Annotated in this window: 14 protein-coding genes; 8 read left to right on the forward strand and 6 right to left on the reverse strand. The window is 64.0% G+C overall.

What is annotated here, in order from left to right; genetic code table 11:
• The first annotated feature begins 69 nt into the window (after window positions 1-69).
• Window positions 70-726 carry a lysoplasmalogenase family protein gene (locus AOA14_RS14695; RefSeq protein ID WP_062902333.1) on the forward strand — a complete coding sequence of 219 codons (657 nt, stop codon included), beginning with the start codon at window positions 70-72 and terminating at the stop codon, window positions 724-726.
• Between the two features lie 6 nt (window positions 727-732).
• On the opposite strand, the gene AOA14_RS14700 is transcribed toward AOA14_RS14695, so the two are convergent.
• The 3 genes from AOA14_RS14700 to AOA14_RS14710 form a co-directional block, all read right to left on the reverse strand.
• Window positions 733-1,194: a host attachment family protein gene (locus AOA14_RS14700; protein WP_062902334.1), complete on the reverse strand. Its 462-nt coding sequence runs from the start codon at window positions 1,192-1,194 to the stop codon at window positions 733-735.
• Between the two features lie 70 nt (window positions 1,195-1,264).
• Complete coding sequence (locus AOA14_RS14705; RefSeq protein ID WP_062902335.1) at window positions 1,265-2,137, reverse strand: TauD/TfdA dioxygenase family protein; 873 nt, start codon at window positions 2,135-2,137, stop codon at window positions 1,265-1,267.
• A gap of 31 nt (window positions 2,138-2,168) precedes the next feature.
• A complete protein-coding gene (locus tag AOA14_RS14710; protein WP_062902336.1) occupies window positions 2,169-2,957 on the reverse strand; it encodes a cyclase family protein in 789 nt (262 codons plus the stop codon).
• Between the two features lie 107 nt (window positions 2,958-3,064).
• On the opposite strand from AOA14_RS14710, the gene AOA14_RS14715 reads away from it, so the two are divergent.
• The gene (locus tag AOA14_RS14715) at window positions 3,065-4,699 is read left to right on the forward strand and encodes an MFS transporter (RefSeq protein WP_062902337.1); all 1,635 of its coding nucleotides are present in this window, start codon (window positions 3,065-3,067) and stop codon (window positions 4,697-4,699) included.
• 42 nt (window positions 4,700-4,741) lie between these two features.
• A complete protein-coding gene (gene alr, locus AOA14_RS14720; RefSeq protein ID WP_062902338.1) occupies window positions 4,742-5,782 on the forward strand; it encodes an alanine racemase in 1,041 nt (346 codons plus the stop codon).
• A gap of 94 nt (window positions 5,783-5,876) precedes the next feature.
• Here alr and AOA14_RS14725 read toward each other — a convergent pair whose 3' ends face one another.
• Window positions 5,877-9,035: a TonB-dependent receptor domain-containing protein gene (locus AOA14_RS14725; RefSeq protein ID WP_062902339.1), complete on the reverse strand. Its 3,159-nt coding sequence runs from the start codon at window positions 9,033-9,035 to the stop codon at window positions 5,877-5,879.
• Window positions 9,036-9,544: 509 nt separating this feature from the next.
• Between AOA14_RS14725 and phaR the strand changes: the two genes are divergently transcribed.
• The 3 genes from phaR to AOA14_RS14740 are packed head-to-tail and all read left to right on the forward strand — an operon-like array spanning window position 9,545 to window position 13,964.
• Window positions 9,545-10,084, forward strand: a complete 540-nt coding sequence (phaR, locus tag AOA14_RS14730; protein WP_062902340.1) for a polyhydroxyalkanoate synthesis repressor PhaR — start codon at window positions 9,545-9,547, stop codon at window positions 10,082-10,084.
• Between the two features lie 43 nt (window positions 10,085-10,127).
• Window positions 10,128-11,654 carry an aminoacyl--tRNA ligase-related protein gene (locus AOA14_RS14735; RefSeq protein WP_062902341.1) on the forward strand — a complete coding sequence of 509 codons (1,527 nt, stop codon included), beginning with the start codon at window positions 10,128-10,130 and terminating at the stop codon, window positions 11,652-11,654.
• Window positions 11,655-13,964, forward strand: coding sequence for a ribonuclease R family protein (locus AOA14_RS14740; RefSeq protein WP_062902342.1), 2,310 nt, complete (start codon window positions 11,655-11,657; stop codon window positions 13,962-13,964). It abuts the gene before it with no gap.
• Window positions 13,965-14,080: 116 nt separating this feature from the next.
• Here the strand turns inward: AOA14_RS14740 and AOA14_RS14745 are convergent, their stop codons facing one another.
• A complete protein-coding gene (locus tag AOA14_RS14745) occupies window positions 14,081-14,866 on the reverse strand; it encodes a helix-turn-helix domain-containing protein (protein WP_062902343.1) in 786 nt (261 codons plus the stop codon).
• A gap of 119 nt (window positions 14,867-14,985) precedes the next feature.
• Here AOA14_RS14745 and AOA14_RS14750 point away from each other — a divergent pair, with 119 nt between their 5' ends.
• Window positions 14,986-15,378: a hypothetical protein gene (locus AOA14_RS14750; RefSeq protein ID WP_202988276.1), complete on the forward strand. Its 393-nt coding sequence runs from the start codon at window positions 14,986-14,988 to the stop codon at window positions 15,376-15,378.
• Here the strand turns inward: AOA14_RS14750 and AOA14_RS14755 are convergent.
• On the reverse strand, window positions 15,375-15,830 hold the full coding sequence (locus AOA14_RS14755; protein WP_003051267.1) for a universal stress protein: 456 nt from the start codon (window positions 15,828-15,830) through the stop codon (window positions 15,375-15,377). The genes AOA14_RS14750 and AOA14_RS14755 overlap by 4 nt on opposite strands.
• 160 nt (window positions 15,831-15,990) lie before the next feature.
• Between AOA14_RS14755 and AOA14_RS14760 the strand changes: the two genes are divergently transcribed.
• Window positions 15,991-17,271 carry a pyruvate dehydrogenase complex dihydrolipoamide acetyltransferase gene (locus AOA14_RS14760; protein WP_062902345.1) on the forward strand — a complete coding sequence of 427 codons (1,281 nt, stop codon included), beginning with the start codon at window positions 15,991-15,993 and terminating at the stop codon, window positions 17,269-17,271.
• The last annotated feature ends 1 nt before the right edge of the window (window position 17,272 follow it).

A 17,272-nucleotide genomic window follows, 5' to 3' on the forward strand; every position in this document is an offset into this window, starting at 1 on the left:
TATCCGTTGACTTGTACCCGATCCGCCGCGCAGTAGGCGCCTTGTGAGGAAGATGCAAAGGGGTGGGCGATGAGCGATGAACGGGGGTGGGATCGCGCGCGGTGGATTTGGTGGCTCGCGCTGGTCGGCGGTGTCAGCTTTTTTGTCGCGGTTCATCAGCATTGGCACGGCCCCGCGATCTGGGCGTGGAAGACGAGCGGGGTTGCGCTGCTCGCCTTGTGGGCCGCCGCGAATGCGCGCGGCACCGACGGCCGCCTGATCGCGCTGGCGCTCGGTTTCGGGGCGCTCGGCGACTATCTGCTCGACGCCAGGGGGTTGATCGTCGGCGCGCTGGCCTTTGCCGCGGGGCATGTCACGGCGATCATCCTATATTGGCGGAACCGGCGCCCGGCACTGTCGGCCCCGCAGCGCTGGCTCGGCTGGCTGACCGTTCCAGCGGCGCTCGTCATCGCCTGGGGGCTGACGCGCGGTGCGCCCGACGGCGCGGCGGCCGTCGGCTATACCGCGCTCGTCGCCGCGATGGCGGCTTCGGCGTGGACGAGCCGTTTTCCGCGCTATCGCACCGGGATCGGCGCGATGCTGTTCCTCGCGAGCGACCTGTTCATCTTTGCCGGGGAGGGCGGTGCGCTTTCGAAGGACGTCACCCTGTGGCTCGTCTGGCCGCTCTACTTTGCGGGACAGGCGCTGATCGCCTGGGGCGCCGTATGGACGCTGGTCAAGGAATAGACGCGGTCACGAGGGCGGCGCCCCATCGCCGATAAGCAGCGCCTCGATATCCGACACCGGACGGTCGGTCATTTCCTTGACATGCTCACCCACGAGGCGGCGCTGCACTTCCTTGTGCCACAGCGGTCGCAACTCGCCCATCGTGCGCGCGGGCGCGACGATGACGAGATCGTCGAATTCGCCCGCGAGCGCCATCGCGTTGACCTTTTCGCTAAGATCGCGCGCAAAGCGATCTTCCTCCTGCTGGTGGAAATCCGTTTCGTGCATCGTGTCCTGAAACGCCCCAGTAGCCGGAGCGCGGCCCGAGCGGCCCGCGGCGTCGGTCTTGATGTCGCTGTCCTTACGATCCTCGCGTTCGCGATGCGATGCGGTGCGCAGGTCGATCTGATGCTCATCGCCGCGATTGCGCAAAAATAATGCCTTGCGACCGTCTGCGACGAGGACGAGCGTGTCGTGGGGAATAGTCATACCATGGCTCCCTTCTCGGAAAAGCCGACGCATGGGGCTGCGGCGAAGTTTCGCCAATCGGGGATATTCCCTAGGCGCGCGAACGGTGCGCGCCGGGCTCATCGCCGTCCCACGCTGCGATCGTGGTGCGGTGGAGCAGGCGGTCGTGACCGTCATAGCCGCCGGTCGCACGGTGGAGTACCGAGCGATTGTCCCACATCAGCAGCATTCCCGCGTCCCATTTGTGGCTGTAGCGAAATTCCTCGCGCCCCTGCCAGTGCAGCAGTTCGACGATCAGCGGCAGTGCTTCGGCGTCGTCCATATCCTCGATCCCGATGATATAGCCCGCGCAGCCGAACAGGCCCTCGCGGCCCGTTTCGGGGTGCCTGCGGATGATCGGGTGCGCCTGCGTCGCCATCGCCGCTTCGCCGGGGCGGATGTCCATGCTGCGGCCCTTGTCGTTCGCGCCATACATGCCGGAGGGGGCGTAGCCGCCGCGCGCGCTGTGGATCGCGCGGCGCCCCTCGATCCGGGCGCGCAGCGCGTCCGGCATCGCGGCGAGCGCCGCATGCTGGTTCGCGAATTCGGTGTTGCCGCCAATCGGCGGGATGGTGATGCCGTAAAGACAGGTTCCGGCTGGCGGCCTTGCCTGAAAGCTCCAATCGCTGTGCCAGTTTTCGGCGAACAGCGGCGCGGTTTCGTCGGCGCGGCGCTTGACCGCGATGACGTGCCGTCGCCCCGGAACCGGCGCGATGAAGGGATCGTCGCCGAAGCCACCGAAATATTGGGTGAACCGCTCCAGATCGTCGTCACCCAGCGACTGGCCGGGAAAGGCGAGGACATGATGGTCGAGCCACGCCGCGCGGATGTCGGCCACGACGCCGGCCGAAAGCGGCTGCGTCAGGTCGGTGCCGGTGATCGCGGCGCCGCACGCCTGGCCGCTGGGGGTGATCGTGAAAGCCATGGCGCGATGCTGCGCCGTTCGCCCGCCGCCGTCAATCGGTGTGCGAAACCGGTGCGCCATCGATCAGCGCGACGGCGCGGATCCAGCCGGCGCTCGCGCGCTCGATCTTCACCGGGAAACAGGAAAGCGTCCAGCCGGTCGGGGGCAGGGCGGCAAGGCCCGTCAGCTTCTCGATCTGGTAATAGGGCCGGATCCGCCCTGCCTTATGGCCTTCCCAGATGATCGACGGATCGCGCGTTTCGGCCCACCGTTTCGCGGTGTGGCTGAACGGTGCGTCCCAACTCCACGCGTCGGTGCCGACGACCTTCACGCCGCGCTCGGTGAGATACAGCGTCGCCTCGGCACCCATGCCGCAGCCCTGATCGGTGAAATTGTCGGTGCCATAGATCGCGCCCGACTGGACGAGCACGATGTCGAACGGCTGAAGGGTGTGGCCGATCCGCGCCAACTCGGCCTCCACTTCGGCCGCGCTGACGACATGACCGGCGGGACGATCCGAAAAGTCGAGTTTGACGCCGGGCCGGAAAAAGAGGTCGAGCGGCGCCTCGTCGATGCTGGGCGCAGGCGTGGCGCCCGCATCGGTCGTCGAATGGAAATGCCACGGCGCGTCCATATGCGTGCCGTTGTGCGTGCTCAAAGTCAGGCTTTCGACCGCCCAGCCTTCGCCATCGGGAAGGTCCTCCTTCGCGAGTCCCGGAAAGAACATCGCAATCTGCTCCCACGTCGTCTCGTGGGTCATGTAGCTGATTTGCGGGCGCATCACCGGCGGGTCGGAGACGACGTCGTTGGTGATCGGGATCGAAAGGTCGATGAACTGCATGGCCCGCAATCTGCCACCAATAGGCCGCGGCGCCAAGCGAAGGCTTGCGCGCCGTCGGGCGCCCGCTAGAAACGGGGGCAAGCCCGAACCGGGGCAGGGGAGAGTATATGACCGACGCAGCCGCCGTCGCCGATCATGGTGCGGTCTATGAGCCGACCGCGAAGGATATTCGCATGGTCATCGCCGCATCATCGGCGGGCACCATCTTCGAATGGTATGATTTCTTCATCTACGGCACGCTCGCGGCGATCATCGGCAAGGCCTTTTTTCCCAGCGACAACGCCACGCTGGAGGTGCTGCTGGTGTGGGCCGGCTTTGCCGTCGGCTTCGGCTTCCGGCCGCTCGGTGCGGTGCTGTTCGGCTTTCTTGGCGACCGGCTGGGGCGCAAATACACCTTCCTCGTCACCGTCACCCTGATGGGGATCGCCACCGCCGGGGTCGGCATGATCCCCTCGGCCGCAACGATCGGCATCGCGGCGCCGATCATCGTCATTCTGCTGCGCATATTGCAGGGATTGGCGCTCGGCGGGGAATATGGCGGCGCGGCGGTCTATGTCGCCGAACATTCGCCGCCCGAACGGCGCGGTTTCTATACCAGCTTCATCCAGGCGAGCGTCGTCGGGGGTTTCGTGCTCAGCCTGATCGTCGTGCTATCGTGCAAGGCGGCGATGCCCGCCGATGTCTGGGAAAGCTGGGGCTGGCGCGTGCCATTCCTGCTGTCGCTGCTGCTGCTCGCGATTTCGCTGTGGATGCGGCTCAAACTCTCCGAAAGCCCGGTGTTCCAGGCGATGAAGGAAGAGGGGGAGATCGCCAAGAATCCGCTGAAGGAAAGCTTCACCTATCCCGGCAACCCCAAGCGCATCTTCGTTGCGCTGTTCGGGATTGCGGCGGGGCTGACCGTCATCTGGTACACTGCGATGTTCTCCGGCCTCGCTTTCCTGAAAGGCCCGATGAAGGTCGACGATACCGCGGCCGAGGTCATCGTTGGCTTAGCCGCCGCGCTCGGTATGGGATTTTTCATCTGGGCGGGCAAATTGTCGGACCGGATCGGGCGCAAGAAGCCGATCGTCTGGGGCTATGCGGTGACGCTGTTCGTGCTTTTCCCGCTCTTCTGGATGATGGGCTCAGTTGCCAATCCTGCGCTCAAGGAGGCGGCGGCAATGGCGCCAGTCGCCGTGACCGGCAGCCAATGTTCCTACAATCCCTTCGAACAGAAGCAGCAGACGACGGCTTGCGGCCGCACGATTGCCGAACTCACCAAGCTGGGCGTGCCCTATAAGGTGCAGCCGTCGGGAAGCGGCTTCGACAGCGTGAAAATCCATATCGGCGGCCGCGAGGTCGCCAGCGAAGATCCGGCGCTGCTGCGGCCAGCGCTCGAGGCGATGGGCTATGGCTTCGACAAGCAGGTACCGGGGGTCGGCAGCCTCGCGGTGATCCTGCTCGCGCTGCTCGGCCTCAGCGCGCTGTCGGGCTTTACCTATGGCCCCGTCGCCGCCCTGCTCGCCGAGATGTTCCCGCCGCACGTGCGCTATTCCTCGCTGTCGATCCCCTATCATATCGGCACCGGCTATTTCGGGGGCTTCCTCCCGTTCATCGCCAGCCTGATCGCCGCGGTGACGGGCAATGCCTATGCGGGCCTGTGGTACACATGGGGCGTCGTGCTCGTCGCTTTCCTGGTCGCCGCCTTCATGCTCAAGGAGCCCGTGCCCGGCGAATGGGACAAGCGCGCCGCCGACGCCTGAACGGCCATTGGCGGCGGGTTCGTTCCCGGCTAGGGCGAAGCGATGATCGACATTGCTTCGCCGCTCCGACTCCGTCTCGATTCCGCCGCGCTCGTCCATAACTGGCGCTGGCTGGCCGAACGCAGCGGCCCGGCGGCGTGCGGCGCGGCGGTGAAGGCCGATGGCTATGGCCTCGGCGCCGGCGCCATCGTGCGCCATCTTGCGGCGGCGGGATGCCGGCATTTCTTCGTCGCGACCTGGGCCGAAGCGGCGGCGCTGATGCCCTTGCCTGCGGGCGTGTCGCTATCGGTGCTGCACGGCGTTGGCGCGACCGACATGGTCGCCGCGCGCACGCTGCCCGCGCGTCCTGTGCTGGCGAGCGTCGAACAGGTGATGCGCTGGCGCGCGGCAGGCGAAGGCCGTCCGTGCGACGTGATGATCGACACCGGGATGAACCGGCTCGGCCTGCGTGTCGAAGAGGCGCTGGGCGGGGCGCTCGACGGGCTCGGCATCGTCAATCTGCTCAGCCATCTCGCTTCGGCGGACGAGGGCAGCGCGCAAAATGCGCGGCAGCTTGCGGCCTTCCGCGCGGTGCGCAGCCAGATTCCGGCGCAGCGTTATAGCCTTGCGAACAGCGCCGGCATTTGCCTCGGCCTCGACTATGCCTTCGACCTGACGCGTCCCGGTCTTGCGCTCTATGGCGGCTTACCGCGCGGCGAAGCGGCCGGGCACATCCGGCAGGTCGCCTATCCCGAAGCGCGCGTGCTGCAGGTGCGGACTGTCCCGGTGGGCGAAACGGTGGGCTATGGCGCCACCTGGACCGCCCCGCGGCCCACGCGGGTGGCGGTGGCGAACCTCGGCTATGCCGACGGCTATTTGCGCTGTCACGCCGGAACCGGCGGCGCGACATGGGAGGGTAGCGCCCTGCCACTGATCGGCCGCGTCTCGATGGATCTCACCGCCTTCGACGCAAGCGCCGCCGAAGGCATAGGCGAGGGCGACTGGCTGGCGCTGGACTATGACCTGCCGGCAACCGCCGCCGCGAGCGGACTGTCGCAATATGAACTGCTGACGGGGCTGGGCGCGCGGTTTGCGCCAGCTTAGGGGCATCCGTCAACGCTCGGAAGCATGCCCGGTGCTTATCTAAAAAAGGCTCCCCGGTGTAGCCGGGGAGCCTCATTGTTTACGGAGAAGGCGATCAGAACTTTACCGTCGCGCCTGCCCGCACATAGCGTCCGAGAAGCCCGCGGAAGTAGGTAATCGTACCGCCGCTCGCTGGATAAGGGTACGGCGGCTGCTTGTCGAACACGTTATCGACGTTCACCTGAAATTCGAAACGCTCATCCACATTGAAGTTGACGCCCATATTTACGAAGATCACGCTCGGAATGTTGTTGAGGCCATCCGGATAATAATCATCCGGTACCTGCGTATCGATCTTCGCCTTGCCGATGTATGACAGCTGTGTGAACAGGTTGAACGCCGGCTCCGAATAATTGATGGTCAGAACACCTTTGTGCTTCGAATAGCCGATGCTGCCGTCCGTACGCGACTTGGCCGAATTGGCGTCGGCGCGGGTACTCAACTCGTCAAGATATTGATACGACAGGTTGATCCCGATTTGACCGTCCGACGAGATCGCAGGGACTGGGAGGCGATAATCGATAGCTGCCAGATAGCCTTTGTAGCGAAGCTGCGCGGAATTGAAGTAGCCCGTCTCGATAAAGGTTATCTGGCCGTCGTTCTGCGATCCATCGCCAACGAACGGATTACGAGTGACGCGGTCGCAGAACTCATTGCTCGGAAAATCGGCCGAATCGTAGCAATTTGCAACGACTTGGTCACCCGACAACTCGCTGATCACGTCCTTGAGCTTGATATCGACATAGTCAACGCTTGCACGAAAACGCGGGATGAAGGAGGGTTCGAGAACGACGCCGACAGTCCAGCTGTTCGCTTTCTCGTTGTTGAGCGACGGATTGCCGGCAATCGCTTGCTTGAACGATCGGCTGCTCGACAACGAGCTGAAGTCGCCCGGCAGGCCTAGCGCAGCGCAATTTGCTGCGCGGGTCGCCGGATCCGGGCCGTTGTTCACATTGGCTTCGTCGCACGGATCATCAGCAAAACCGAAGAAATCACTCGACGGATTAAAGGCCTCGGTGATTGCGGGCGCGCGGATCGACCGCGTGAAGTTGCCGCGGATCGTGAAATCCTCGATCGGCTTTACGCGACCGCCAAGCGTCCACGTGAAATCACCGCCCGCGATCGAGTGATCGACCCAGCGGCCTGCCGCTTGAACTTCAAGCAGGTTAATAAAAGTTCCGGTCGAAGGGCTGATCAACTCGGCACGGATTTCACCGGAAACTTCGTCGGTATTGAATTTACCGATAACGGGCTGGATCGGAACCGAACGGCCGTAGCTTGCATAGGTGCCATCGCTCTGAAGCTCGCCACGGAAATAGGCTCCTGGATCGAAATTCTGTGACTCCTCGCGATGTTCATAGCCAACGGCGATTGAGAAATCGCCCCCCGGCAACCTGAACAGCGGACCCGAAAGAGAGGCGCTGAACACCTTCTGCTTGTTCAGCGAAACCGGTCGCGCGATCGCCGACACATAGTCCAGCGCTTCCTGAGAAATACGTCCCGTGCCGAACAGATTCAACGGAGCGCAGGTGCTGCTGACCGTTTGGATAGTCGCATTGGTATAGCCCGGACGGCAGACGATGTTGCCGCTACCATCAAGGACGGCATCGACAGCGTTTTCGAAATTCTGCTGCACGAGCTCTCGTGAATAGCCGGAGGTCTTCGACCGGCCGTAATTGCCAACAACTTCCCAGTTCCAAGTGCCTGCAAGCGCGTCGAACGATCCGTCGAAGCCAGCGACGAAGCGCATGACTTCGACCTCGCCGGTGGAGTTGCCGGTGGCTAAATCAGTATTTGCACGGCCGAGATAGAAATAATTCTGCGTCACACCCAGGAAATTTTGATCAGAGAACGGGTTGTTATCGATCGAGTTCTGGATTGCCGCGCGGGCTGCATCCGAAAGGAACGGGTTGTTGATGCTAACGATGATGTTGCCGTCGGGGGTGCCCGCCGCATCGAACAGTGCCGAGTTGTAGACGGGTTGATCGCGCAGGTTGCGACCCTTGCTATTCGAATACCACGCCTCACCGAAAAAGCGGACCGAATCGGACAACTGATACTTCGTCGTAGCGATACCGCTATAACGACGCGTTTCTGACAAGAGGTTCGAGGTGGGAACGAGGCTGAAGCCGTTGCCGCCCGCAAAGTCGATGCCAAACGAGCCCGGGCGACCGGCGTATGTACCGAAGTTGATCGGGATCAAGTTCCCGTTTTCGTCGAAGCGAAGCTGGTCGCCTGCACCGTTCGAAACAGCACCGTTAAAACCGGCGGGCAGGCCGAACAACGGACCCTGATAATCGGGGAAATTGAAATCAAGGCCATAGTCAGCAAGACCGACAATGGGCGTACCCGATTCCGAAATGGATGGAAGTCGACGATCGGCGTAAAGCTGCTGTGAGAAGCCCCGGCTGGGATCGCTGGCGTTGCGGAAGAAAAGGCCACTTGCAAAAAGCGGGCGGTCAACGCCGGTCAGGCCTTCACCCTTGTTGTATTCCCCCGAAAGCGTGATGTTGCCGCGACCATCGGCAAAATTATATCCGGCAAGTGCGCGGAAGCGATAGTTGGCCGCGTCGCCACGCGTGGTCAAACCGTATTGGCCGTCGATTTCGAGGCCTTGGTAATCTTGCTTTAGGATAACGTTGATCGTGCCAGAGATGGCATCCGAACCATAAATTGGCGCGCCTCCGACGGCGATCGTTTCAACCCGCTCGATCAATTTGGTCGGGATTACGTTAAGGTCGACTTGGCTACCGGCGCCGGTCGGACCGAAAATGGAAGCGGTGTTCGAACCGACGAAACGACGACCATTGACGAGCGTCAGGGTGCGTTGCGATCCGAGCCCCAGGAAGTTTACAAAGCTTTGGCCTTGGCCGAATCCGGACTGGCCGCCGACAGGCGATGAGCCTGGAACACCGAAGGAGGGTTGTTCGTTGAGCGCTTGGCCCAGCGTTTCGAATCCGCGAGCCTCGATATCCGCAGACGAAACGACAACCGACGGTTCTACGGTGTCGAAATTAGCGCGCGCAATGCGCGAACCAGTAACGATGATCGCGCCGCCGTCATTGGCTGGCGTCGACGCCTCATCCTTGTCGCAGACTCCGTTATCGTCGGTGTCAGCGCAATTGGTGGACGTTTCCTGTGCGAAAGTGGGCTGGCTTGCAGAAATGGCCACTGCAAAGGCAGCGACACCCATAAGCAGGTGCGACTTATTCATAGATAACTCCCCGGTTGCCCGTTCACAAAATTTCGATGAACGGCTTGCGATCAAGAAAGACGGAAAGAGCAGCATGCACAAGCCCTTGAAGGCAATTTTCTTACACCCTCGGCGGGGAACATCATTAGTTGTGTCTTTTCAGCAACAGGCGCGCACGCATACACGATCCCGTTGACACTAATTTGCTTATCCGCGAACGAAATTTATCCCGCGCTTGCGGGAGCAAATTGGCGAATGATGACGAAAAATACGTAACTTTTGAAACTAAGTTGCCAATGGCAATCACGCGATGGATATAGGCGTAGTCGCACAATGCTGCGTTCTGTATCGATTTTTCAGCTATTAGAAACGGTGATGCGGCACCCTGACCTCGCCGCGTGTGACCGAATCATCCCCACCGACTGCACTTATGTTGCGGCGCGTCATGGATTGATGCTAATGCCGGACTTTGTCACATCGGTGCCGCGGCAAGCGATCGCGCGCCGCGCCGGAAGAGGAGCCGCCGCAGCATGGCCAAGTCCAAAACGACCGCCGAGGGCGACGTCGTTACGATCAAGAAATATGCGAACCGGCGGCTCTATGACACCGAACGCAGCTGTTACATCACGCTCGACGATCTGGGCGCCATGGTGCGCGAGGGGCGCGAATTTCGGGTCGTCGATGCCAAAAGCGGCGACGATATCACGCATAATGTGCTCACCCAGATCATCATGGACACCGAAACGCGCGGCGAAACGCTGCTGCCGGTCAATTTCCTGCGCCACCTGATCGGCATGTACGGCGACAGGATGCAGTCGATGGTGCCCCAATATCTGGAAGCGTCGATGACCGCGTTCCGCAAGAACCAGCAGGATGTGCGTGCCGCGTTCGAGGGCGCGCTGGGATCGAGCCCGCTCGCCGAGCTGACGCGCCGCAACATGGAAATGTTCCAGCAGGCGGCGGGCGCCTTCATCCCGGGTGTCGGCGGCGGCAAGGCTAGGGATACCGAAATTGCCGCGCTCAAGGCCGAAATCGCCGACCTCAAGGCCGAGCTCGCCAAAAAGAAGTGACACATCGGGGCCTCTCCCGCCCCCAGCATAGAAAACAGGACAGATGATCAAGCATGCGCTCAGCGTAACCCGTCAGGCCGACTTCGCGGCCTGGTATCAGGATGTCATTGCCGAAGCCGACCTTGCCGAGGAATCGGGCGTACGCGGCTGCATGGTCATCAGGCCGTGGGGCTATGGCATCTGGGAACGGATCCAGACGGTAATGGACGCCGCGATCAAGTATGCGGGGGTTCAGAACTGCTATTTCCCGCTTTTCATTCCCTTGAGCTTCTTTGAGAAGGAAGCCGACCATGTCGATGGTTTCGCGAAGGAAATGGCGGTCGTCACGCATCACCGCCTGATCGGTGACGGCAAGGGCAAACTAGTCCCCGACCCCGAGGCGAAACTCGAGGAGCCGCTGATCGTTCGCCCGACCTCGGAAACCGTGATCGGCGCCGCGATGAGTCGCTGGGTGCAGAGCTGGCGCGATCTGCCGCTCAAGGTCAATCAGTGGGCAAATGTCGTGCGCTGGGAAATGCGCACGCGCATGTTCCTGCGCACCAGCGAATTTCTGTGGCAGGAAGGCCATACCGCGCACGCCGACGAAGGCGATGCGATAGCCGAGACGCTGCGCGCGCTCGAAATGTACCGCAGTTTTGCTGAGGACGTCCTCGCCATGCCGGTGATCGCCGGTGAAAAGCCCGAAAACGAGCGTTTTCCGGGCGCCGTCGCGACCTATTCGATCGAGGCGATGATGCAGGACGGCAAGGCGCTGCAGGCCGGCACCTCGCACTATCTCGGCACCGGCTTCGCCGAGGCGGCAAATATCCGCTACCAGGACACGGACGGCGGTCACAGCCTTTGCCACACGACGAGCTGGGGCGTGTCGACGCGCATGATCGGCGGCGTCGTCATGACGCATGGCGACGATGATGGCCTCCGCTGTCCGCCGCGCATCGCGCCGCACCAGATCGTCATCGTGCCGATGCTGCGCGACAATGAAGAGGATGCCGCGATCCTTGATTATTGCCGCGACCTCGAGATGAGGCTGAAGGCGCTCGACGCGTTCCGCGAACCGGTGCGCGTGCTGCTCGACACCGGCGCGTACAAGGCGCAGACCAAGCGCTGGGGATGGGTCAAGAAGGGCGCGCCGATCATCGTCGAGGTCGGCCCGCGCGACGTCGCGGGCGGCAATGTCGCGGTCATCCGCCGCGACCGATTGTATCAGGAGAGCGGCAAGCTCGACACCGCTTTCGTCGCGAAAGAAGCCTTTGTCGCCGAAGCCGCGGCCATGCTTCAGGCGATCCAGCAGGGGCTTTATGCCGACGCGAAGGCGCGCCTCGACGCCAATATCCGCCGGGATGTCACCGACCTTGCGACGCATTTCGGCGGCGACGACAAATTCGTCGGCTGGGCCGAAGTGCAATGGTCGCGCCCGACCGGTGCCGCGCTCGAAGGGATCGTTGAGCAGTTGAAAGCGTTGAAGCTGACGATGCGTAACACCCCCCTCGACGCCGCGCCCGCCGACGGCGCCTGCTTCTTCACCGGCGAGCCCGCGGTCGAACGCGTGCTCATCGGGCGGACCTATTAATTGGCAAAGGCGCCGAAGCGGCCGCAGCCGGCGGGTCTGCCCTCGCGCGAGCAGATATTGCGTTTCATCGAGGACAGCCCCGGTGCGGTGGGCAAGCGCGAGATTGCTAAGCATTTCGCGCTGCGCGGTGCCGACAAGATCGCACTGAAGGCGCTGCTCAAGGACATGACCGACGAAGGCGTCGTCGACATGGCGCCGGGGCGGGCATTCCACAAGCATGGCGGCCTCCCCAAAGTCACCGTGCTCCGCGTCGCCGCGGTCGAGGGCGATACGGTCTGGGCGGTGCCCGATCGCTGGGAAGGCGGCGGCCCGGCGCCGCGCCTTCGCGTGATGGAAAAGGGCCGCAAGAGTGCGCTCGGGGTGGGCGACCGTATCCTTGCCCGCACCGAGGAACGCGGCAGCGGCCATGTCGCGCAGCCCATGAAAAAGCTCCAGTCCGGCGGTGAAAGCGTGATCGGTGTGCTCGTTGCCGACACCGGCCCCGGCGGCAAGCCGATGACCTGGCTGCGCCCCGCCGACAAGCGCGCGCGCTTCGACTTCGCAGTGGCGGACATGGGAGATGCGGCAATCGGCGACCTGGTCCGGGCAGAACTGTCGGGACGCGGTCCCGGGACCAAGGCCCGCGTGATCGACCGCATCGGCGACCCTTTCGCCCCGCGCTCGCTCAGCATGATCGCGATTGCGAAGCACGATATCCCGCATGTGTTCGGCGACGAGACGCTCGCCGAGGCCGAGCGCGCCGCGACGCTGCCACTGACGCCCGAAGGGCGCGAGGATCTGCGCGATCTGCCGATCGTCGCGATCGACCCCGCCGATGCGCGCGACCATGACGACGCGGTGTGGGCGATCCCAGACGAAGATCCCGGCAACAAGGGCGGGTGGAAGGCGATCGTCGCGATCGCCGACGTCAGCTATTATGTCCGCCCCGACGGTGCTCTCGACCGCGAGGCGCGGCGCCGCGGCAACAGCGTCTATTTCCCCGATCGCGTCGTTCCGATGCTGCCCGAAACACTGTCGGCGGGCGTCTGCTCGCTGAAAGCGGGGCAGGACCGCGCGGCGATGGCGTGCCACCTGACCGTCGACAAGCATGGCAAGGTGACGTCATGGCGTTTCACCCGCGCGCTGGTGCGGCTGCGCGCCAACATCGCCTATGAACGCGCGCAGGCGGCCTATGATGCCGACGCGCCCGACGAAGGCTGGGACGCCGACGTGCTGCCGGCGCTCCGCCACCTCTGGGGCTGCTGGACCTTGCTCGCCAAGGCGCGCGCGGCGCGCTCGCCGCTCGACCTCGATCTGCCCGAACGGCAGGTGATTCTCGACGCGCAGGGCAATATCGCCGAAATCCGCGTGCGCGAACGGCTCGACGCCCACCGGTTGATCGAGGATTACATGATCGCGGCCAATGTCGCGGCGGCGAAGGCGCTCGAGGCGAAGAAGTCTCCGGTGATGTATCGCATCCACGAACCGCCGAGCCGCGAAAAGCTCGTCAGCCTGAAGGAATATCTCGAAAGCTTCGAACAAAGCTTCGCGCTGGGACAGGTCATCACGCCGGCGGTGTTCAACCGCCTGATCGACGGCTTTTCGGGCGACGACCGATTGCCCGAGATCATGGAGGCGATCCTGCGCAGCCAGACGCAGGCCTATTATGGCCCCGCCAATGCGGGCCATTTCGGCCTCGCGCTTGGCAGCTACGCGCATTTCACCTCACCGATCCGCCGTTATGCCGATCTGCTCGTCCACCGGGCGCTGGTCGACAGCTATCGTCTCGAAGTGCCCGGCAAGCTCAAGGGCCTGCCCGAGCGCAGCGGGCTCGGCGAGGCCGACCAAAAGGGCTTTTCGCGCATCGGCGAGGCGATCAGCGGGCTCGAACGCCGCGCGATGGAGGCCGAGCGCGAGACCGTCGACCGCTATGTCGCCGCTTATCTCGCCGGCAAGGTCGGCGAAATCGTCCCGGCGCGGATCACGGGGGTGCAGCCGTTCGGCTTCTTCGCGACCGTCGATGGCCTCGGCGGCGACGGGCTGGTGCCGGTCTCCATGCTCGGCAGCGAGCGGTTTTTCTACGACGAAGCCGCGCGGACGCTCGACAGCGAGCATGGCCGGGTCAGCTACAGCGTCGGCCAGCGGCTCGAGCTCAGGCTGATGGAGGCGAACCCGGTCAGCGGCGCGCTGCGTTTCGAGTTGCCCGACACGCCCGAAGGCGGCTTCCGCAATCGACCGCCGCGCCGTGACGGCGTGAAGAAGGCGGGCAAGCATATGGTCGGTAAACGCGGACGGCCGGGCAATATCCGCCATCAAGGCAAGCGCCGGTAATCGTCCCTCGTCACTGCGAGGAGCGCGGCGACGAAGCAATCTCCAGCCTGAAACCTTCCGCAACGCGGAAAGCCGGAGATTGCCTCCTTGCTTTCGGCTCCTTGCGCCGACGAAGCTTATGGCACCGTTGCCAGCCGCTGCAGCAACGCCGCGCTCTCGGCATCGGCAGGAAAAAAGGCCTCGATCGCGAGTTCGGACAGGGTGATGTCGACGGGCGTCCCAAAGATCGTCACGGTCGAGACGAAGCCGATCCGCCCGGCGGCAGTGTCGACGATCAGCGGGACCGCGATGCTGCTCGCGGGCGGGGCGGGCTGATCGCCCGGCCGCGCGGGATAGCCGGCGATTTCGTCGCGCAGCGCGGCGAGCCCGGAATCGGCGCTCGCCTCGATCTGCTGATCCAGCCGGTGCAGGATATGCGCGCGCCATTCGGCATGGTTGACGATCTGCGGCGCCAGCCCTTCCGGATGGAGCGCGATGCGCAGCACGTTGACCGGCGGCTCGAGCAGGGCAGGGGACACGGCCGCGGTCAGGATCGCAATGGCATCGTTTGCGGCGACCATGTTCCAGTGCCGGTCGACTGCAAGCGCTGGATAGGGCGCGTGCCCTTTCGACACATGGTCGACGATGGCCTTCATCCCGGCCATTTCGGGGCTGTCGAGCGGGCGCTCGCGATAGTCGGGGGCGTATCCGGCGGCGAGCAGCATCGCGTTGCGCGCTCGGTGCGGTACCTCCAGGCAATCGGCGATGCGCTGGATCATCGCGGCGCTCGGCTTCGAGCGTCCGGTTTCGATGATACTCAGGTGGCGGGTCGAAATCTCGCTGTCGAGGGCGAGGTCCATCTGACTCATCCGGCGCCGCGCGCGCCATTCGCGAAGCTGCTCGCCGAGCGGCACCATCTGCATCGCCTGTCTCCTTTTGCCTCTGGGTAGCGATGGCGGCGCGCGATTTCCATTACCTGCCGCGTAATCGACGCGATGACGTCGCGGCGCCATTCAAGACGGGTTCGAAAGGAGAATCCGTCATGTCCTATTTCAATCTCAAGAACAGCCTCGTCATCGATGCGATTACCTGCAGCATCCTGTTCCTGGCGTGCGTGTTCGCGACCGCGCCGGTCGCGGCGCTGCTCGGTCTGCCGACCGGGCTTGTCGCGGCCGCAGGCTGGATCGGGTTGCCGTCGGCGGCGCTGATGCTGTTCGTTGCCGGGCAGAAGAACCCGAGCCGCACGCTCGCCAATCTGATCGCCATCGGCAATCTCGGCTGGGTCGCGGCGAGTTTTGCGGTGCTGGCGATGTTCGCGGGCCAGATGAGCTGGACCGGTATCGCAATCCTGATCGTGCAGGCGATTGTCGTTCTCGAACTCGCGCTGTTCGAAGGGAAGGGCGCAGCAGCGCTCCCGCGCGCTGCGGCGGCCTAACTAAGCGCGTCGAGCCGGGCGAGGTCGATTGCGCCCGGAACCAGCATCACCGGGCATGGCAGCGTTCCCGCGTCGTGCCCGGTGAAATGCGCCACCAGCGGTCCCGGCGCTCCGCTCGCGGCGGTGGCAAGGACGAGCGCCGCTATCTCGTCGTTCGCGCCGATCACGTCGCGCACGATCTCGGCGGGCTTGCCCGATTTGACCATGATCTGCGGCGTCACATTCGCTTCCTGCGCGATCGCATCGGCGGCGGCGGCGACCAGTTCCTCGGCATGCTCGCGCGCTTCGGCCTCGATCGTCGCCTGGACACCGCCGAAAGCTACGAAATCCTGCGGCGGCACGATCGCCAGCACCATCACGCCGCCGCCCGTGCGCGCCGCGCGCCGCGCCGCAAAGCGTAGCGCCAGCGTCGCCTCCGGACTGTCGTCGATAACCACCAGATAGGTGCGCATGCCCCGGCCCCCGCTATGCCTTTTGCGGGCGGACAGTGCGTCACATTCGTATGAAAGGCAAGTTCCGCCCGATAGACCTTGACCCGCGATGCGCTTATGACGAGGACGAATCCGTAGCGGCAGGCCTGCGCCTGCGAGACTGACAGGGACAAAAGCGACGATGCCGATTGAACTGAAGATGCCCGCCCTTTCGCCGACGATGGAGGAAGGGACCCTCGCCAAATGGCTGGTGAAGGAGGGGGACAGCGTCCAGTCAGGTGACCTTTTGGCCGAAATCGAAACCGACAAGGCGACGATGGAATTCGAAGCGGTCGATGAAGGCACGATCGCACAAATCCTGATCCCCGAAGGCACCGACAATGTGAAGGTCGGCACCGTGATCGCCGTTATCGCCGGCGAGGACGAGGATGCGGGCAGCACCAAGGTTGCGCCTACGCCTGCACCTGCACCGGCGCCTGCCGCCAAGGCCGACCCCGCGCCTGCTCCCGCGGCTGCACCCGCTCCGGCGCCGACCGCCGCCCCGGCCCCTGCCGCGCAGGGCGAGCGGATCAAGGCGAGCCCGCTCGCCAAGCGCATCGCCGCCGACAAGGGCATCGATCTCACCGCGCTGACCGGCAGCGGACCCGGCGGCCGCATCGTCAAGGCCGACCTCGAAGGCGCTGCTGCGTCGACCGCCGCCCCGGCAAGCGCGGCCGCGCCCAGCCCCGCGCCCGCCGCTGCGCCCGCCCCCGCGCAGCCGTTCGAAACCGACATTCCGCACAGCGCGGAAAAGCTCAGCAATATGCGCAAGACGATCGCGCGCCGCCTGACCCAGTCGAAGCAGGAGGTGCCGCACATCTATCTGACGGTCGATGTCCAGCTCGACAAATTGCTCAAGCTGCGCGGCGAACTCAACGCGGCACTCGAGCCGCAGGGCGTCAAGCTCAGCGTCAACGACCTGCTGATCAAGGCGCTGGCAAAGGCGCTGATCCAGGTGCCGAAATGCAATGTCAGCTTCGCCGGCGATCAGCTCATCAGCTACGAACGCGCCGACATTTCGGTCGCGGTCAGCGTGCCGGCTGGCCTGATCACCCCGATTATCGTCGGCGCCGACGACAAGTCGGTCAGCAAGATTTCGACCGAGATGAAGGAACTTGCGGGCCGCGCCAAGGAAGGCAAGCTCCAGCCGCACGAATATCAGGGCGGCACCGCCAGCCTGTCGAACATGGGCATGTTCGGCATCAAGCAGTTCGAGGCGGTCATCAACCCGCCGCAGGGCATGATCATGGCGATCGGCGCGGGCGAGAAGCGGCCTTATGTGGTCGACGACGCGCTCGCCATCGCGACCGTGATGTCGGCCACGGGCAGCTTCGACCACCGCGCCATCGACGGCGCAGACGGCGCGCAGTTGATGCAGGCGTTCAAGCAGATCGTCGAAAACCCGCTCGGACTGGTGGCGTAAC

Source organism: Sphingopyxis terrae subsp. terrae NBRC 15098 (assembly GCF_001610975.1).
Taxonomy (GTDB): Bacteria; Pseudomonadota; Alphaproteobacteria; order Sphingomonadales; family Sphingomonadaceae; genus Sphingopyxis; species Sphingopyxis terrae_A.

What these genes read in the sequence shown, in the direction of transcription:
- alr (WP_062902338.1), top strand. Translation starts at nt 4,742, where the DNA reads ATGATCGACATTGCTTCGCCGCTCCGACTCCGTCTCGATTCCGCCGCG.
- AOA14_RS14725 (WP_062902339.1), bottom strand. Translation starts at nt 9,035, where the DNA reads ATGAATAAGTCGCACCTGCTTATGGGTGTCGCTGCCTTTGCAGTGGCC.
- phaR (WP_062902340.1), top strand. Translation starts at nt 9,545, where the DNA reads ATGGCCAAGTCCAAAACGACCGCCGAGGGCGACGTCGTTACGATCAAG.
- AOA14_RS14760 (WP_062902345.1), top strand. Translation starts at nt 15,991, where the DNA reads ATGCCGATTGAACTGAAGATGCCCGCCCTTTCGCCGACGATGGAGGAA.
- AOA14_RS14745 (WP_062902343.1), bottom strand. Translation starts at nt 14,866, where the DNA reads ATGCAGATGGTGCCGCTCGGCGAGCAGCTTCGCGAATGGCGCGCGCGG.
- AOA14_RS14715 (WP_062902337.1), top strand. Translation starts at nt 3,065, where the DNA reads ATGACCGACGCAGCCGCCGTCGCCGATCATGGTGCGGTCTATGAGCCG.
- AOA14_RS14750 (WP_202988276.1), top strand. Translation starts at nt 14,986, where the DNA reads ATGTCCTATTTCAATCTCAAGAACAGCCTCGTCATCGATGCGATTACC.
- AOA14_RS14710 (WP_062902336.1), bottom strand. Translation starts at nt 2,957, where the DNA reads ATGCAGTTCATCGACCTTTCGATCCCGATCACCAACGACGTCGTCTCC.
- AOA14_RS14700 (WP_062902334.1), bottom strand. Translation starts at nt 1,194, where the DNA reads ATGACTATTCCCCACGACACGCTCGTCCTCGTCGCAGACGGTCGCAAG.
- AOA14_RS14755 (WP_003051267.1), bottom strand. Translation starts at nt 15,830, where the DNA reads ATGCGCACCTATCTGGTGGTTATCGACGACAGTCCGGAGGCGACGCTG.
- AOA14_RS14705 (WP_062902335.1), bottom strand. Translation starts at nt 2,137, where the DNA reads ATGGCTTTCACGATCACCCCCAGCGGCCAGGCGTGCGGCGCCGCGATC.
- AOA14_RS14735 (WP_062902341.1), top strand. Translation starts at nt 10,128, where the DNA reads ATGATCAAGCATGCGCTCAGCGTAACCCGTCAGGCCGACTTCGCGGCC.
- AOA14_RS14695 (WP_062902333.1), top strand. Translation starts at nt 70, where the DNA reads ATGAGCGATGAACGGGGGTGGGATCGCGCGCGGTGGATTTGGTGGCTC.